This window comes from Pseudomonas sp. GM33, assembly GCF_000282295.1.
Taxonomy (GTDB): domain Bacteria; phylum Pseudomonadota; class Gammaproteobacteria; order Pseudomonadales; family Pseudomonadaceae; genus Aquipseudomonas; species Aquipseudomonas laurylsulfatiphila.
The window spans coordinates 1-15,997 of sequence record NZ_AKJO01000028.1; the positions used below are offsets into that span (position 1 = coordinate 1).

The following is a 15,997-nucleotide window of genomic DNA, read 5'->3' on the forward strand; positions in this document are numbered from 1 at the left end:
AGAAACGGACAGTCGAGCGTGCGCCCGAACCCAAAGCGCCGGCATCTCCCCGCCTGTTTTTTTGTTGAATAGTCTGTTTGAGGTATTACCGAGGGCTGAGTTTGATCAACCATGACGCCCGTATTTTCCCCACGTGTCTGCACGGTTGCTTCATCCAACAATCACAACGAGGCGCTTGATCGCTATGGAAAAAGTCATCTATCTGCTGTGGCGTGATACTCAAGTCAGTCCTGATACCTTCAGCCATCGCCTGCGCAGTGAAGTCGCCGGGCAATTGCTGGCACTCGGTGCCTGTGGTGTGCAATTGAACCTGTCCGATGTCGATGTGCAGCCCGCAGCCGGACTGCGTCAGGAAAACAACCGACCACTGCCCGATGCCAGCCTGTCGCTGTGGCTGGACAGTGCCAACGGGCCCGCTCGTCGTCCTTTCGACAGCGTCATCACGGCCGCAACGGTACGCATGGCCGCCTACCTGGTATGCGAGTCGGTAGCCATCGCCAATACTCGCTTCCCTTCAACGCCCGGTGAACGTACTCACGGGTTCGCCCAGTTGGCCCTGCTGACCCGACCTCCGCGTCTGACGCACGAAGCCTGGCTGGACATCTGGCGCAACCATCACACTGAGGTGGCCGTAGACACCCAGGACAACTTCCAATACGTGCAAAACCTGGTGGTGTTGGCTCTGTCGCACGGTGCGCCAAGGATCGATGCCATAGTCGAAGAATGTTTCCCACCCGCGGCCATGACCGATCCCCGGGCCTTTTTCGATGCAGTGGGCGACGAAGCGAAATTCCAGCGTAACCTGGCGACGATGATGGACAGCTGCAGCCGATTCCTCGATTTCGACAAGATCGACGTGCTGCCTACCAGCCAGTACTGTCTGTAGGCCCGACGCCGACTTACGGCGAAGGGCTGATCTGCCCTTGGCCATCAGTCACCCATCGACCCCAGTAGCCACTGGCGAAATATCTCGGCGGAGGCAGAACGCTTGCGATGCTTGAGCGACACCAGGAATTCGCCATTGCCCGTCACGCATTCGAAAGGCGTCACTCGCTGCAATTCCCCCTTGGCCAGCGCCTCATCCGCCATGAACGTCCAGGCCAGGCCGATGCCCATGCCTTGCTGAACGGCCCGATACGCCAACGTCAGCTGGTTGAAGACCGGGGCCTTGTCCCGTGCGACGAAGTCGATACCAAAGTGGCCGAACCATTGATGCCAGTCCAGACACTGCCAGGCGCAAGTGTCGATCTGCACCAGGTTGGCTTGCGCCAATTGTTCCAGTGTCTCGACCCCCGAGATATCCAGTGAAGGATGAGCCACGGCGTAGACGATTTCCGGCAGCAGGAAATCGCTGTCCAGCGAGGGCCATTGGCCAGAACCATAGAGTACGCCCACGTCGAAATCATTGAGGCTGGCCTCATCGAATTCATTCATCGCGTGAACGTGCACGGCGATGTCGGGGTACGCCTTGTTGAATTCGATCAGTTTCGGGAACAGCCAGAATTGGGCCAAGGCATGGGTCGCCAGCACCGAGACAGCGTTGGACTGATGAACGTTGCGAATTCGCGTGACGCTTTGGTACATCGTGGTCAGGAGCACGTTGACCGTCATCAGCAGTTCATCCCCTGCGCTGGTCAACTTGACCCCTCTCGGCTTGCGTTCGAAGAGCGGGACGCCCATGCAGTCCTCAAGCTGGCGCATCTGTTTGCTCACGGCGCTCTGGGTCAGAAACAGTTCGCCGGCGGCGCCCGTGAAGCTGGCGTGTCGTCCCACGGCCTCGAACGTGATCAGGGTCTCCAATGGGGGCAAGGTACGCAGATAACGGTTGATGACGGTTCTCCAGGACTGGCGATTGCCGCAAGACATTCCCCTGCGGAATGGGTGACCAACTTTATATCGCAGGTGGCGCTTATCTGCCATGGCTAGAATGCGGCTAAACAGCCTGTCAGAGCCGAGATGATGAACAGTGGAGTTGTATTTGCGATACTGGCGGGCGCCATATGGGGTGGCGTGATTATCGGCCCTTCGTTGCTGCCGGAATTCAATGCCGTGCTGATCAGCAGCGTACGGTTTGCCCTGTACGGGATGATCTCGCTCCTCGTGGCCTTGCCCTTCGCATCCCGACTGCTGTCGCGTTTGACACGCCGCGATGCCTGGATGCTGCTGCGTCTGTCACTGACCGGCAACGTCCTGAACTACGCGCTCCTGGGCGCTTCCGTACAGCTGAGCGGGGTGACCGCGGCCGCCCTTATCAACGGCATGATGCCGGTCGCCATCACCTTTCTGGGGCGTAGCGATGCAGGGTCCCTGCCCCTGACCAGGCTCAAGCTCCCTCTGCTGCTGGTATTCCTGGGCATCGTATCGGTCAGTCTGGAACATACCGGCGTGCAGGTGGCGAGCACCTCGCTGTCTTCGCGGTTGCTGGGCCTGGCCTGCGGGTTCAGTGCTGTGGCCTGCTGGTCGTGGTACGCCACCCACAACGCCCGGTATCTCAAGCAAAGCCATTTCAACAGCAGCGAATGGTCGACGCTGACCGGCATCGTGACGGGCATCGTGGCGATCGTGTTCGGCATCGCGGCCTTGATGCTGTTCCCGAACCTGGTGCCCTCTGAAGTTGAAAGCAGCCGCTGGACGACTTTCCTGTGGGTTTGCCTGTTCCTGGCACTCTGTGGTTCATGGCTGGCCAATGGGCTCTGGAATGCTTGCTCGCGTCGCATGCCCGCGTCGTTGAGTGGCCAGATGATCGTGTTCGAAACGCTGTTTGCCTGCGTTTACGGCTTTCTGTTCAGCCAGCGAGTGCCTGGCTTGATGGAAGTGATCTCGATCGTGTTGCTGGTGGGCGGGGTCGTATGGGCGGCGAAACGTCATCGGATAATGCCGGTGAAACAGGCTGAACCCTGCGAGTGACACCCCATACCGTGGCGCAACGACTTCGAGACGACGGTCAAGGCAGAGGTTGCAGGCTGGTCTTGAAGGCCGTGACCACACGGTTACGGCCTTGGTGTTTCGCGTGATACAGGCGTTGATCGGCGGTACGCAGAATGGCCTCGATGGTGTCGCCATCGCGACCGGATTGCGATACGCCGATGCTCACTGTGACCACGGTTGGCCGCTGCAGGCCATGAAAGGAACTATTGGCCACGGTGCTTCGCAGACGCTCGGCGATTTCGTGCGCGCCTTCAAGTGAAGTCTGAGGCAGCAGTATCATGAATTCTTCTCCGCCCACTCGGGCCACGCCGTCATACGGCCGGATCGAGTCGAGGCATTTCTCCACGAAACTCTTCAGGATGTCATCGCCCACCTGATGCCCGAAGCGATCGTTGATGGACTTGAAATTATCCAGGTCCAGTGCCAACACGGAGAACGGCGCATCGCCGCGTTTGGTCCGGCCAATTTCGCCTTCGACCCGCTCCATGAACCGACGCCGATTATCAGCGCCTGTCAGTGGATCGGTCGCCGCAAGGTGCCCCAGTTCCTGATTGGTGCGCTGGAGTTCCTGCAGGGCGTTCTCGGCATACGCCATCGCTTCGGCAAGACGCACCATCAACTCCTCCTGGCTGTAGATCCTGGAAAACGACCGCGTGGTGAGGAACGCTTGCACGACTCCATAGCTCAACATGAAGAACCCACCGGCGAAGATCGCGTGCGCGAGCCACCACATATGGTTCCACGGACGTGCAAGGATGAAGGCAAGGGAGGACAGCGCGAACGCGGTGACCGAGATGATGAAAATGGTCATCAGTGGCGAATGGATACGGCGCAGCAGAAGTATGGTCACGGTCAACGTGGAAAGAACGAGAGCTCCCCCCTCCATCGAGAGACGCACCGCGAGATTGCCGGCGATCGGCGAATTCGCGACGTACGCCACTGCCACGTCAACCACCAGGAACAGTCCTATCCAGGTCAACCACGGGCGGGCCTTCATTCGCTGGTCCGCGGCATCCGGTGGGCGGTGGTACGACAGCATTCCGATCAACAGCAAAATCGACATGACCAGGCGAGAGGCGGGCCCATAAAGCAGGAAGAGCCAGATATTGTGGTGTGCAAGTCCGGTGAACGCACCATGCAACGCGTAGATCACTACAAAGCCGAGAAATCCAAGCGTCATCCATCGCAGCAGCGGCTCTCCCGATGACTGATAACAGCGCCACGTGACGTAAGTAACAAACAGGCCTGCCAGGGTGGCTGCCGTGATCGCAAAGATATGGAACAGGTGATTCTCGAATAAAAGCGTGGGGTCCTGAAAAAAGTACAAGTAGCCGATCAGATAGGCCGGAACCAGCGCAAACCCTGCGAGCAGCAAGCAGGCGTAAACCTTGACCATCAGGCGAACGGCTTCAGGTGGCTCGTCGGTGGCGATGAGATTGCTCATGGGTCCCTCCGGTTTCGATCCATTCATAGTTTTTTCAGGAAGCCCAGTAGCAGCTCATTGACCTCTGTCGCGCGCTCTTGCTGTATCCAGTGGCCGGCACCTTCGAGGATATGACACCCGCGCAGTTGCGGGAGTGTCTGCGCGAAGGCTTCGATCTGCCGCGGGGAACTCGGAAACTTCAGCACGGCGTCGCGGCTGCCGGCAATGAACATCGACGGCTGCCGAATAATGCAACCACGCCAGGGTGCCAGCAGTGCCCATGAGCGCGTCATGTTGCGGTACCAGTTCAACCCGCCGCGAAATCCGCTGCGGGTGAATTCGCGGGTGTAGTAGGCAACATCCTCCAGGCTTAGCCAGCCTGGCAGGGTTTGAGGCTCGATCATCGCGCCCAGGAAGCCCTGGCCCGGCTGCAGCCGGCCGAACACCAGCCCCTCGGGGCCGTCTCCCGAGCCACTGAAGTAGATGCGCCGGATCGACGACTCGACGTCCCTTTCCAGCTCGGCTTCGGCCACACCCGGCGCCTGGAAATACTGGATGTAGAAGTCGCTGATCCCCCGCGAGACCAGCGCACTGAGGAGCTCCACGCGCGCCGGCGGCGAGAACGGAACGCTCATGCCGACCACTGCGCGAAACAGATCGGGTCGCAGCAATGCGGCGCTCCAGGCCACCTGCGCCCCCCAGTCATGACCGACGATCACGGCTTGCCGTTCGCCGAGTGCGTTGACCAACTCGACCATGTCGCCTACCAGGTGCAGCGTGGTGTAGGCATCGGGCTCGGCGGGCGCATCTGTGCCGCCATAGCCGCGCATGTCGGGCGCTACCGCCCTGTAGCCGGCGGCCGCCAGCGCCGCAAGCTGGTTGCGCCACGAGTACCACAGCTCCGGAAAACCGTGGCAGAGCAAGACCAGTGGGCCGCTACCTTGCGTGGCTATCCGCATGCGGATGCCATTGATGTCGAGCAGTTCGAAGTGTGGCTCGTTCATGTGCGCTTCCTGCGATTCAAGCGATGGCCTCCAGCAACCGTGGCAAGTTCGCCAGCGCCTGCTGCCTGCTGACAGAGAGCCGATGCAGCTGTGCCAGTTTCTCGGTGTCGGTTTCCTGCAGGCCCCTGACCACCGCCGTCATAAAGTACAAACGCGACTGCTTGACCCAGCGGGCCAAGCCTTCATGCTCTCCCCAGCGTAGCTGGTTACCCAGGTAGACCGCCCAGATTCTGATCCAGTCCGTGGGGACGTGAGGCGCAGGGACCATCCTGCACAACGCGTTCATTTGCGCTTGATCGACCAGGTGACTTTCCACATAGGCGATCAAGGCCGCGCCGAACACGGGTTGGCAGCTGCTGACCATCAACAGGTTGATCTTGCCGCCGTCGAACACCTTCATGTCAGGCAGTGTCGGGATGGCACTGGCGCTGCAATCAATGTGCAGCGCATGCGGGCTTGTGGCGATGCTGCCCTGCTCGAGCACGATGCGCGTTGACCCGATAACCCGCACCCGCCCCAGGCGCACAATGTTGTCGATGCGTCGAAGCTCGCGTAATTCCGCTTGAGTGACGGTGGCGCAGCGGTAAGCAGTCGGTGCGACGGCCTTATCGATGCGCAAGAGCTGGCCCGTCGCCTCAAGCCTTAAGAACAGGTCCGGGATCGAGTCTGCAGCGGCGATGGCCTCGAACTGTGCCGTGAGTCCGCCGATGGTTTGTTCGAAGCTGTCGAGGCCGGGTTGCAGGTTGGCCCGATCGATCAACCACGGATCGTTCGGCATGATCCAGCAGATGGTTGCGGGCGCAACACCGTTTTGCAGCAACCACAGGCAAGCGTCGATCCCGGTCTTGCCTGCCCCCACCACGACGTAGCTGGCGTATGGGTGGCGGATTTTCGGCAAGTCGTTCAGTGGCATGCATTGCACGCCGGGTTCTACCCTGTACCTGGGCGGGTGGGTCGAGGGCACTGCGGTCTGGGCATGGGTGGCGTCCACCACCTTTTTGTGCACCCGCACCTGATGGTCTGCGCCGCTGACGAGCGAGGTAAACCGGTGATCGTCAATGCGGTCGCCGGTGTAGTTGCACATGGGAAAAAAACGGACTCGACCTGAGGGCAGAAACTGCTGATTCATCACCTGATCGAAATAGCTCACCACCTCGGCGCCGGAGGCCAGCTCATACAAACCCTCGTTCAGTGCTGTCGTGTCTTTCGTTCCGCTGCCCAGCTCCCGTGAGTTGACGCCATAGAAGGCCGAGGGCTGGTGCAATCGGACAAAGGGGTAGGCGTCATTCCAGTGCCCGCCAGCTCGTTCGTGTCGATCCACCATCACGATGCGTGCATTCGTTTCCTTGAGTAGCGTATCGACGAAAGCCATGGCCATCGCGCCAGCACCGATGACCAGGTAGTCGGTTTCAATCGGATTTTCGTCCATATGGCTGCACCGTTCTGAAGGTTGCCCTCCTTCAACCTCCGTAGATTAGCCACCCATGCCACGGGCAATAGAACGAATGCTTCTGACCTCCATAACCAATGGAATTAATGGCTGCAGCCCGCGCATTCACCCTGCGTAAAAATCCGTCATGACATGTTATGACCTCCTTCAAAAACGGACTTTAACCAACAAATTCAGGGGTTTTAGGACGAATGGTCGAGAGGCGTCAAGCGCGGGGAATTGCAGAGAGTTTGCAGCCACTACAGGCTTTTCAGACGGGCACGTTCGTCGTGGTGAAGTGAACTTCACTTTCACGACGTGTCACATTAAGTCCTTGTCAAGTGAACTTCAGTGGAGGTACAGCCTTATGAGCATGGCCACGATCGTCAGTGCCGTGATTTCCAGTCTCGCACCCAGTGTCTTTGACCAGAACAACCTGCAAGACCCCGGTGCACATGTCTCAGCCGTCGAATACCACTACGGTATGGACATCGATGTGAAACGGGTGCTGCAGCGCACCGATACATCCGACAAGACCGGCGTCGTACCGGTGACCCTGGTCTACGAAGACAGCGAGGGCGAGATTCACAAGATCCGTTTCCTCGAATGGGGTGGAAGCCCTGCCGCCGAGCCTGCCAGCATTGCCTGATCAACGCGTCGATCGGGTTCCGGGCGTAGCCGCCCCCAACAAGAAGCGGAAGTTAAACCTCCTGTGCACTCAGTGCGATTGAGGTTTTGTGTTACCTGAAAATGGACATATTCGAATGACTGAAAGTTCATTCGCGAAACTCACTATTATCTTGGCGGCGTATTGCCCCAGGATTAATTGATAACAATGGCTGGATCTGAATGGCAGTCAGCAACGGTAATCAAGCCGTGCCAAGAGCCAAGTTGATTCACTATTGAATAAAAGAGGTCACCATGGAACTTAGTATGTTTTCTTCGTCCACCGTGGAATATGTGCGTTTGGGCGTTGTCTATTTTCATCTCATCGCCTGTTGCGTGGCAATCGGGCTGGTCTTGACCAGTGACATTGCAATGGTCAAGCAACTCCTGAAGGGGGATGCGTCGGGTCACCACGATGACGCGCACATGGAAAGCCTTCAAAAAACCGTATCGCTTGCACTTCTAGCGCTTTGGATTACGGGCATTGGTATCGTCGGGATCGATTATGCCGGTAAGGGGATGGAGTATTTCCTCAATCCAAAATTGCAAGCCAAAATCGGCATCGTAGTGCTGTTGACCTTTAACGGTTTCCTTCTGCATAGCGCTGTATTGCCAGCGCTGAAAAAAGCCGGTTCGTTACTCAAACTCTCCTTCAGCCTGCGCATGCTGGCGCTGTTCTCCGGCGCACTCTCCGCCGTGTCCTGGTTCTATGCCGCCATGCTCGGTGTCGGTCGGCCGCTGGCCTGGAAATACTCGCTGGTCGAGTTGCTGGCAGCCTATCCGGTTCTCATCGTCGGCGGTTTCGGGATGATGGTCCTGCTCACTGCCTGGGCAAAAAACAGAGACACCGAAACGCGTATGGAGCAAGGCTTCAGAACTCCAGGAAACGCCGCCCTCGCTGGATGGTGAAGCCAGGCTGAACAAGGACGTTCAGCTTTAGCCAATAAAGCCTGCTGTCAGTCAGCCGTTCGAAAACGGTGCTGCCAACGCCTCTATCGCTTCCCCTTCATGCAGACCACGGAAAGATAAGCCCCCCACAGAACGCCACCCAGGGCAAGTATCAGTTCCGGATTGAAAATACTCTGTTCAACCGGCGCCACCAGGATTTCGCTGTAAAGGCACATCGCGCCCGCGATCAATGCAATAAAGTAGCCCGTCCGGTTTCTGGTCCGGCGCAGCAGCAAAACCTTTTTCAGACCCTCTTCTTTCCATTCCTGACGGGGTATGAGTTGGATCTCCTCCAGCAGCACCACACCCCACAGCAATGCGCATAACCCATAACCTACCATCATGATGCCCTTCAGTTTGAACGTTGATTCAACATGAATGCAGCGTGCACTCAGTACTCAACTTGCGAATATCCATTGCGGAGTCTTTTCCCACTTGTTGACGAAGACAACGTCATTGAGCGGATCAAATTTTTCCGAGGGGTAAATATGCTTGATTGGGACGGCCCCCGCTATCGACGTTAGCAGGAGTTCTTTGTGGAGATATCGACCAAAAGTTTGTAGTGATTCCACTACAAACAGTCACCCTAGGTTAACAAGCCGTTTTCAAGTGCATAGCGGGCCAGTTTCGCGTTGCTGTCCATCCCGGTTTTTTCCAGGATGCGTGCCCGGTACGTCGTGACGGTACTCGGACTCAAGTGCAGTATCTCGGCGATGCGCACAATTCTTTCGCCTGCAGCGAGGAGCTTGAGTACTTCCAGCTCCCGGTCGGATAGCGCTTCGTGGGGTGCCTCGTCGCCTCTGCCGATAGCGTTGACCAGTTTTTCTGCCAACTCAGGGCTGACGTGCTTGCCGCCCGAGGCCACCTTGCGAACGGCCGCCACCAGGGTGGCTGCGGAAATATCCTTGGTGAGGTATCCCGCTGCGCCGTGCTTGATTGCACGTAACGCATAGGCCTCGACCGAATGCATGCTCAACATCAGAACGGCGAGCTTGGGCTTGTGCGCACGCATGAGTTTGAGGAGTTCGAGGCCGTTCTTGTCGGGAAGCTGAATATCGACCAGCGCCACGTCGAACTCCTGCTCGCGGACCAGGAGCATGGCGTCTTGTGCCGTCTCGGCTTCACCCGTTACGTCGATCTCGCCGGCCGTCTCCAGCATGCGTCGCACGCCGCTACGCACGATGCTGTGATCATCCACCAGCAAGACTCTGATTTTGTGGTCAGTCATCGGTCTTTTCCATTCGCACCCGCCAGGCCCTGGCCGTATCGTGTCTCGATGTACAGATGATGTGGAACCCACCGGCCCCGCCGACACAGATGCGCGCGCTCATGTTTTTCCACACTTATCCTGCGGCCAGTGGCCAGCAAGCCAGGGAATCTGCTGCCGGGTTCTACGTTAGCAGGTCGGGATTGCACTGCAAGATGACAATTCCCCCCAGGATCCGGGGCATTGCGCCAACCTTGCTAGTATTTCGTAAGCCAGCGCTCAGTGTTCGACAGGGTAAACACTGCGAAGCCGGCTCCTGCGGCAAGGGTTGATGCCTTGCCCGCGGCATCAATTTCGACTGGACACAGACATGGCCACAGTGACGACACCGATCGAAGTATTGGACATGAAGACATTGCTGGCAGCGCTGAAATCGTTGCGCAAAGGTGACTTCACCACCCGTATGCCGGAAGACTGGACCGGCATGCCGGGCAAGATCGCCGACACGCTCAACGAGATCATCGACATGGCGGCCGAGACCACCACCGAATTCGAGCGCGTGGCGCAACTGATCGGCAAGCAGGGCAAGGTCGATGAGCGAATCCAATTGCCGATGATGAAAGGCTCGTGGCAAAAGATCGTCAACTCCAGCAATGCGCTCACCAGCGACCTCATCAGCCCGATGAACGAGATCATTCGCGTGGTCGGTTCGGTGGCCGAGGGTAATCTGAGCCAGCAGGTACCGCCGGTACTCGACGGCCTGAAACTGCGGGGCCAGTTCCTCAAGTCCGCCGAGATCGTGAACACCATGGTGACGCGCCTGGGTTCCTTCGCTTCCGAGGTCACCCGCGTGGCGCGCGAAGTCGGCACTGAGGGGATTCTCGGTGGGCAGGCCAATGTCAAAGGGGTGTCCGGCACCTGGAAAGACCTGACCGACTCCGTCAACGACATGGCCGCCAACCTGACCACCCAGATGCGCAACATTGCTTACGTGACCACGGCAGTGGCCAAAGGCGATCTGGGCAAGACGATTACCGTCGAAGCCCGGGGTGAGATTCTCGAGCTGAAAAACACCATCAACACCATGGTCGGCCAGCTCTCGAGTTTCGCGGCGGAGGTGACCCGCGTGGCGCTGGAAGTCGGTACCGAAGGCAAGTTGGGCGGCCAGGCGAAAGTGCGCGGCGTATCCGGCACCTGGCGCGACCTGACCGAATCGGTCAATGGCATGGCAGCCAACCTGACCACCCAGGTGCGCAACCTCGCCCAGGTGACGACGGCGGTGGCGCGTGGCGACCTCGGCAAGAAAATCACCGTTGAAGCCAAGGGCGAGATTCTCGAACTGAAAAACACCATCAACACCATGGTCGACCAGCTCTCCAGCTTCGCCTCGGAGGTGACACGGGTCGCGCTGGAAGTCGGTACCGAAGGCAAACTGGGCGGACAGGCCGAAGTGACCGGCGTGTCCGGTACCTGGAAGGACTTGACCAATTCGGTCAACGGCATGGCGGCCAACCTGACCACCCAGGTGCGCAACATTGCCGACGTGACGACGGCGGTGGCCAACGGCGACCTGTCGCGCAAGATCACCGCCGAAGCCAAAGGTGAAATTCTCCAGCTCAAGGAAACCATCAACACCATGGTGGACCAGCTCTCGACCTTTGCCGACGAAGTGACGCGCATGGCTCGCGAGGTGGGCACTGACGGCAAACTCGGCGGCCAGGCCAAGGTGACGGGCGTCGGTGGCACCTGGAAAGACTTGACCGACTCGGTCAACAGCATGGCGGCCAACCTGACCAACCAGGTGCGCAACATCGCCGACGTGACGACGGCGGTGGCCAAGGGCAACTTGGGGCGCAAGATCACCGTGGAAGCCAAGGGCGAAATCATGGAGCTGAAGAACACCATCAACACCATGGTGGACCAGCTCAACAGCTTTGCCGCCGAAGTGACACGGGTGGCGCGCGAAGTCGGCACCGAAGGCAAGCTCGGTGGGCAGGCACAGGTGCAAGGCGTGTCCGGCACCTGGAGGGATCTGACCGAAAACGTGAACTTCATGGCGGCCAACCTGACCAGCCAGGTGCGAGGCATCGCCAAAGTGGTGACCGCCGTGGCCAATGGCGACATGAAGAAGAAACTGACACTGGAAGCCAAGGGCGAGATCGCCGAACTGGCCGACACCATCAACGGTATGACCGATACGCTGGCGCTGTTCTCCGACCAGGTGACCTCGGTGGCGCGTGAAGTGGGCGTCGAGGGCAAGCTGGGGGGCCAGGCCAACGTGCCGGGTGCTGCCGGCACCTGGCGCGATCTGACTGACAACGTCAACGGTCTGGCGGCCAACCTGACCAACCAGGTGCGTGCAATTGCCGATGTGGCGACGGCCGTGACCAAGGGCGATCTGACCCGTTACGTGGAGGTGGAAGCCAAGGGTGAAGTGGCGGAACTCAAGGACAACGTCAACGAGATGATCCGCAACCTGCGCGAGACCACGCGGCAAAACGCGGAGCAGGATTGGCTCAAGAGCAATCTGGCGAAGTTCAACCGTCTGCTGCAGGGCCAGCGCGATCTGGCGGCAGTCTCCAAGATGGTGCTGTCTGAACTGGCTCCGCTGATCAACGCCCAGCACGGTGTGTTCTACATGATGGACGAGAACCCGCCGGATCCGGCGAAACTCAAGCTGCTGTCCGCCTATGCGTACAAGGGCAACATCAATGTGAACGATGAGTGGCGGCTCGGCGAGGGCCTGGTCGGGCAATGCGCCTACGAGAAGCGGCGCATCCTGCTGACCGATGTACCGGCCAATTACGTCGCGATTTCATCGGGACTGGGTGCTGCCGCCCCGCTGAATATCATCGTGTTGCCGATCCTGTTCGAGAACAAGGTCAAGGCCGTCGTCGAAATGGCTTCGTTCACGCGCTACAGCATCATTCATCAAACCTTCCTTGATCAGCTGGCCGAATCGATCGGTATCGTGCTCAACACGATCGAAGCCAATATGCGTACCGAAGAACTGCTCAAGCAGTCGCAATCGCTGGCGCACGAGTTGCAAAGGCAACAGGAGGAATTGAGACAGACCAACGAGGAACTGGAGGACAAGGCCGGACTGCTGGCGGAGCAGAAAGCCGAAGTCGAGCGCAAGAACCGCGAAGTCGAGATCACCAAGCTGTCGCTGGAGGAAAAGGCGGAGCAGCTGACGCTGACCTCGAAGTACAAGTCCGAATTCCTCTCCAGCATGTCCCATGAGCTCAGAACGCCCTTGAACAGCTTGCTGATCCTGGCCCGGCAGCTCAGCGACAACGCGGAACACAATCTCACCCCCAGACAGGTCGAATATGCCAAGACCATCCGCAGCGCGGGCAAAGACCTGCTGGAACTGATCGACGAGATTCTCTACCTGTCCAAGATCGAGTCGGGTACGGTCACACTGGATCTCAATGAAGCACGGTTCGCCGATCTGCACGACCAGATCGAACGCACCTTCCGGCCGGTCGCCGAAAGCCGCGGCCTGACCTTCACGATTGAACTGGCGCCTACCCTGCCCCCCGTCTTGTGGACCGACGAAAAGCGCCTGCTGCAGGTGGTCAAGAACCTGCTGTCCAACGCCTTCAAGTTCACTGAGCAAGGCAGCGTCAAGATCAGCATCGAGCCCGTTGTGTCCGGGTGGAGTGTGGATCACAGCGAACTGAATCGCGCCGATGCGGTGGTCGCCTTCGTGGTCACCGACACCGGCATCGGCGTATCGGCCGGCAAGCAGAAGCTGATCTTCGAGGCGTTCCAGCAAGCCGATACCGGAACCTCACGAAAATACGGCGGCACCGGCCTCGGCCTGTCGATCAGCCGCGAGCTCGCACACCGGCTGGGCGGTGAGCTGCGGCTGATTCCCGGTGAGATCGGCAAGGGCAGCACTTTCGCGCTGTACGTGCCCTTGCGGACACAGGACGCCCAGCGTCAGACGCTGGACGAACCCGCGACAGAGACAGCACCTGGCCAGGTCAGGCGCGACCTCCTGTCAGGCCCGTCTGCACAGATACTCGACGACCGCGAGTCGGTCCAACCCGGGGACCAGGTGCTGCTGATGCTCGAGAGCGACGCCCGATTCGCCGGCATCCTGCTCGAGGCTGCGCACCAGAAGGGGTTCAGGGCTATCGTCACGACCCGTGGCGCGGATGCACTGGAGCTGGTCGAGCGTTTCAAACCCGCCGCGATCACGCTGGACCCGGGCCTGACGGACATCGATGGCTGGTTGCTGCTCGAGCAGTTGAAGGGAAATTTCGCCACGCGTCACATCCCGGTCCAGATCATCTCGAACACCAACGACCGCACACGCGGGCTGCGCTATGGCGCTTACGACTATCTGCTCAAGCCGGTCACCGCCGACGAGATTCAACATGCGCTGGTCGGCATCGTCGCATTCGCAGGGCGCAACACCAGGAGCCTGCTGCTGATCGACGGCGATGAAACGAACCGCGCCCGCATCCTCGATCTGCTCGGCAACACCGACGTGAAGATCGAAACGACCGCCAGCGGCGCTGAAGCCTTGAAGAAACTGGCAAAGAAACGCTACGACTGCATGGCAATCCATCTCGAACTGCCCGACGCCTCCGGCATCAAGCTCCTCGAGGCGTTGCAGCAGGACCAGGCCAGGCGTGAACTGCCGATCGTCGTCTACGGTGCAGAGACACTGACCAAGCCGCAACACGAGCGTTTCAGGACACTGCTGGGCACGGGCGTGATCAAGGCCGTTCAGTCTCCCGAGCGCATACTCGACGAAACCGCGCTGTTTCTACACCGTGTCGTCGACAGGCTGTCGCAGACCCAGCGCAGGATGCTGGAAAAACTCTATGAGGGCTCGGACAGCCTCGAGGGCAAAACGGCCCTGGTGGTCGACGACGACGTGCGCAATATCTTTGCCCTGACCAGCGTGCTCGAGAGCAACAACATGCGGGTGGCCACGGCCGAAAACGGCCGGACCGCCATAGAACTGCTGCAGCAGCAGCCCGATACCGACATCGTGCTGATGGACATCATGATGCCCGAGATGGATGGCTTTGAAACCATGCGCCAGATCCGTACCTTCAAGCGATTTGAAGCCCTGCCCATGATTGCGCTGACGGCCAAGGCGATGATGGGTGACCGTGAAAAGTGCATCGAGGCAGGCGCCTCGGACTATGTCAGCAAGCCGGTGGATACCGACCAGCTGCTGTCACTGATGCGCAAATGGCTCTATCGATGAAGCAACCTCCGGTATTCAAAGAGAGCGCCCAGGTGCGGCACCCTGCCCCGCCTGATGGCGTGCCAGCCTCCGTGTTGCTGGTGGATGACAATCCCGCCAAGCTCACGGCGCTCGCCGCGGTGATTACCGACATGGGCCTCGATGTCGCCACGGCGACGTCCGGACGCGAAGCGCTGCGCCTGCTATTGCAGCGCGACTTCGCCGTCATACTGCTCGACGTGAAAATGCCGGCGATGGACGGTTTTGAAACCGCTGCACTCATTCACGGCCGCCCGAAGTCGGCCCATACACCCATTATCTTCGTCACCGCGGAGGCCGACACGGATTCCGAGCGTTTCCGCGGTTACACCTCCGGCGCCGTGGATTACATCTTCTCGCCGATTGTGGCCGAAGTGCTTCGCGCCAAGATCCAGGTGTTTGTCGACCTGTTCTACTTGCAGCGCAAACTGACGATGCAGGCCGAAGAGTTGCTGCAATCGAAGCGGCAGCTGCGTGAACTGGCCTCCTATCAGGAGCACATCAAGGAAGAAGAGCGAAAGCGCATCGCACGCGACATCCACGACGAGCTGGGACAGAGTCTGCTGGCGTTGCGCATCGATGTCTCCATGCTGCAGGCACGCACCGGCACCCTGCACCCCAGGCTCAACGAAAAGGCCAGCGATGCGCTGAATCACCTCGATACAGCCATCCGCAGTGTGCGCAGTATCATCAATGATCTTCGGCCCCCCGTACTCGACCTGGGATTGCAGGCCGCGATCGAGTGGCAACTTGAAGAGTTCCGGCAGCGCAGCGCGATCGATTGCACGATGTCGGCGAAAGACGAAAATTTCCGCTGTGACCTGAATGAAAAATCCGCCACGACGCTGTTCCGCATCGTGCAGGAATCACTGTCGAACATTGCCCGGCATGCGCATGCGACACAGGTGCACATCGAACTCTCCAGGGAGGGTCGCCGGCTTTACCTGCAGATCAAGGACAACGGCGTAGGTATGACGGATCGCAAAAAACTGAACTCGTTCGGGCTGGTGGGCATGAAGGAGCGCATCAGCATGCTGGGCGGGGAGTTCACGATCGACAGCGCACCGGACAAAGGCACGAGATTGAGCATATCGCTGCCCATCGACTGAGCTGGATGGCGTTCGGGGCTTTGCAGTCAAAG

The 15,997-nt window shown here is 59.2% G+C and carries 12 protein-coding genes; 6 read left to right on the top strand and 6 right to left on the bottom strand.

Annotation, left to right across the window (positions count from 1 at the left end; translation table 11 throughout):
- The first annotated feature begins 184 nt into the window (after positions 1 to 184).
- Positions 185 to 886 carry an EthD domain-containing protein gene (locus PMI26_RS24620; RefSeq protein ID WP_007971204.1) on the top strand — a complete coding sequence of 234 codons (702 nt, stop codon included), beginning with the start codon at positions 185 to 187 and terminating at the stop codon, positions 884 to 886.
- 44 nt (positions 887 to 930) lie between these two features.
- Here PMI26_RS24620 and PMI26_RS24615 read toward each other — a convergent pair whose 3' ends face one another.
- Positions 931 to 1,866 (bottom strand): LysR substrate-binding domain-containing protein, encoded by a 936-nt coding sequence (locus PMI26_RS24615; protein ID WP_007971206.1) that lies wholly within the window; start codon positions 1,864 to 1,866, stop codon positions 931 to 933.
- A 90-nt stretch (positions 1,867 to 1,956) separates the two neighbouring features.
- On the opposite strand from PMI26_RS24615, the gene PMI26_RS24610 reads away from it, so the two are divergent.
- The gene (locus tag PMI26_RS24610) at positions 1,957 to 2,907 is read left to right on the top strand and encodes a DMT family transporter (protein WP_007971208.1); all 951 of its coding nucleotides are present in this window, start codon (positions 1,957 to 1,959) and stop codon (positions 2,905 to 2,907) included.
- Between the two features lie 37 nt (positions 2,908 to 2,944).
- Here PMI26_RS24610 and PMI26_RS24605 read toward each other — a convergent pair whose 3' ends face one another.
- The 3 genes from PMI26_RS24605 to PMI26_RS24595 are packed head-to-tail and all read right to left on the bottom strand — an operon-like array spanning position 2,945 to position 6,784.
- On the bottom strand, positions 2,945 to 4,372 hold the full coding sequence (locus tag PMI26_RS24605; RefSeq protein WP_007971210.1) for a GGDEF domain-containing protein: 1,428 nt from the start codon (positions 4,370 to 4,372) through the stop codon (positions 2,945 to 2,947).
- Between the two features lie 23 nt (positions 4,373 to 4,395).
- Positions 4,396 to 5,355, bottom strand: a complete 960-nt coding sequence (locus PMI26_RS24600) for an alpha/beta fold hydrolase (RefSeq protein ID WP_007971212.1) — start codon at positions 5,353 to 5,355, stop codon at positions 4,396 to 4,398.
- A gap of 16 nt (positions 5,356 to 5,371) precedes the next feature.
- Positions 5,372 to 6,784 carry a hypothetical protein gene (locus tag PMI26_RS24595; RefSeq protein ID WP_007971214.1) on the bottom strand — a complete coding sequence of 471 codons (1,413 nt, stop codon included), beginning with the start codon at positions 6,782 to 6,784 and terminating at the stop codon, positions 5,372 to 5,374.
- Positions 6,785 to 7,151: 367 nt separating this feature from the next.
- Here PMI26_RS24595 and PMI26_RS24590 point away from each other — a divergent pair, with 367 nt between their 5' ends.
- Positions 7,152 to 7,433, top strand: a complete 282-nt coding sequence (locus PMI26_RS24590) for a DUF2790 domain-containing protein (RefSeq protein WP_007971216.1) — start codon at positions 7,152 to 7,154, stop codon at positions 7,431 to 7,433.
- 272 nt (positions 7,434 to 7,705) lie between these two features.
- Positions 7,706 to 8,359 carry a hypothetical protein gene (locus tag PMI26_RS24585; RefSeq protein WP_007971218.1) on the top strand — a complete coding sequence of 218 codons (654 nt, stop codon included), beginning with the start codon at positions 7,706 to 7,708 and terminating at the stop codon, positions 8,357 to 8,359.
- An 83-nt stretch (positions 8,360 to 8,442) separates the two neighbouring features.
- On the opposite strand, the gene PMI26_RS24580 is transcribed toward PMI26_RS24585, so the two are convergent.
- Both PMI26_RS24580 and PMI26_RS24575 read right to left on the bottom strand, forming a co-directional pair.
- Positions 8,443 to 8,742, bottom strand: coding sequence for a hypothetical protein (locus PMI26_RS24580; RefSeq protein WP_007971219.1), 300 nt, complete (start codon positions 8,740 to 8,742; stop codon positions 8,443 to 8,445).
- Between the two features lie 242 nt (positions 8,743 to 8,984).
- Entirely contained in the window at positions 8,985 to 9,626 is a 642-nt protein-coding gene (locus tag PMI26_RS24575) for a response regulator (protein ID WP_007971220.1), read from the bottom strand.
- Between the two features lie 349 nt (positions 9,627 to 9,975).
- Here PMI26_RS24575 and PMI26_RS24570 point away from each other — a divergent pair, with 349 nt between their 5' ends.
- On the top strand, positions 9,976 to 14,838 hold the full coding sequence (locus PMI26_RS24570) for a response regulator (protein WP_007971221.1): 4,863 nt from the start codon (positions 9,976 to 9,978) through the stop codon (positions 14,836 to 14,838).
- Positions 14,835 to 15,965 (top strand): ATP-binding response regulator, encoded by a 1,131-nt coding sequence (locus PMI26_RS24565; protein WP_007971222.1) that lies wholly within the window; start codon positions 14,835 to 14,837, stop codon positions 15,963 to 15,965. Before PMI26_RS24570 ends, PMI26_RS24565 begins: the two co-directional genes overlap by 4 nt.
- Positions 15,966 to 15,997 lie beyond the last annotated feature (32 nt).

What these genes read in the sequence shown, in the direction of transcription:
- PMI26_RS24605 (WP_007971210.1), bottom strand. Translation starts at nt 4,372, where the DNA reads ATGAGCAATCTCATCGCCACCGACGAGCCACCTGAAGCCGTTCGCCTG.
- PMI26_RS24610 (WP_007971208.1), top strand. Translation starts at nt 1,957, where the DNA reads ATGATGAACAGTGGAGTTGTATTTGCGATACTGGCGGGCGCCATATGG.
- PMI26_RS24620 (WP_007971204.1), top strand. Translation starts at nt 185, where the DNA reads ATGGAAAAAGTCATCTATCTGCTGTGGCGTGATACTCAAGTCAGTCCT.
- PMI26_RS24590 (WP_007971216.1), top strand. Translation starts at nt 7,152, where the DNA reads ATGAGCATGGCCACGATCGTCAGTGCCGTGATTTCCAGTCTCGCACCC.
- PMI26_RS24570 (WP_007971221.1), top strand. Translation starts at nt 9,976, where the DNA reads ATGGCCACAGTGACGACACCGATCGAAGTATTGGACATGAAGACATTG.
- PMI26_RS24565 (WP_007971222.1), top strand. Translation starts at nt 14,835, where the DNA reads ATGAAGCAACCTCCGGTATTCAAAGAGAGCGCCCAGGTGCGGCACCCT.
- PMI26_RS24615 (WP_007971206.1), bottom strand. Translation starts at nt 1,866, where the DNA reads ATGTCTTGCGGCAATCGCCAGTCCTGGAGAACCGTCATCAACCGTTAT.
- PMI26_RS24600 (WP_007971212.1), bottom strand. Translation starts at nt 5,355, where the DNA reads ATGAACGAGCCACACTTCGAACTGCTCGACATCAATGGCATCCGCATG.
- PMI26_RS24595 (WP_007971214.1), bottom strand. Translation starts at nt 6,784, where the DNA reads ATGGACGAAAATCCGATTGAAACCGACTACCTGGTCATCGGTGCTGGC.
- PMI26_RS24585 (WP_007971218.1), top strand. Translation starts at nt 7,706, where the DNA reads ATGGAACTTAGTATGTTTTCTTCGTCCACCGTGGAATATGTGCGTTTG.
- PMI26_RS24575 (WP_007971220.1), bottom strand. Translation starts at nt 9,626, where the DNA reads ATGACTGACCACAAAATCAGAGTCTTGCTGGTGGATGATCACAGCATC.
- PMI26_RS24580 (WP_007971219.1), bottom strand. Translation starts at nt 8,742, where the DNA reads ATGATGGTAGGTTATGGGTTATGCGCATTGCTGTGGGGTGTGGTGCTG.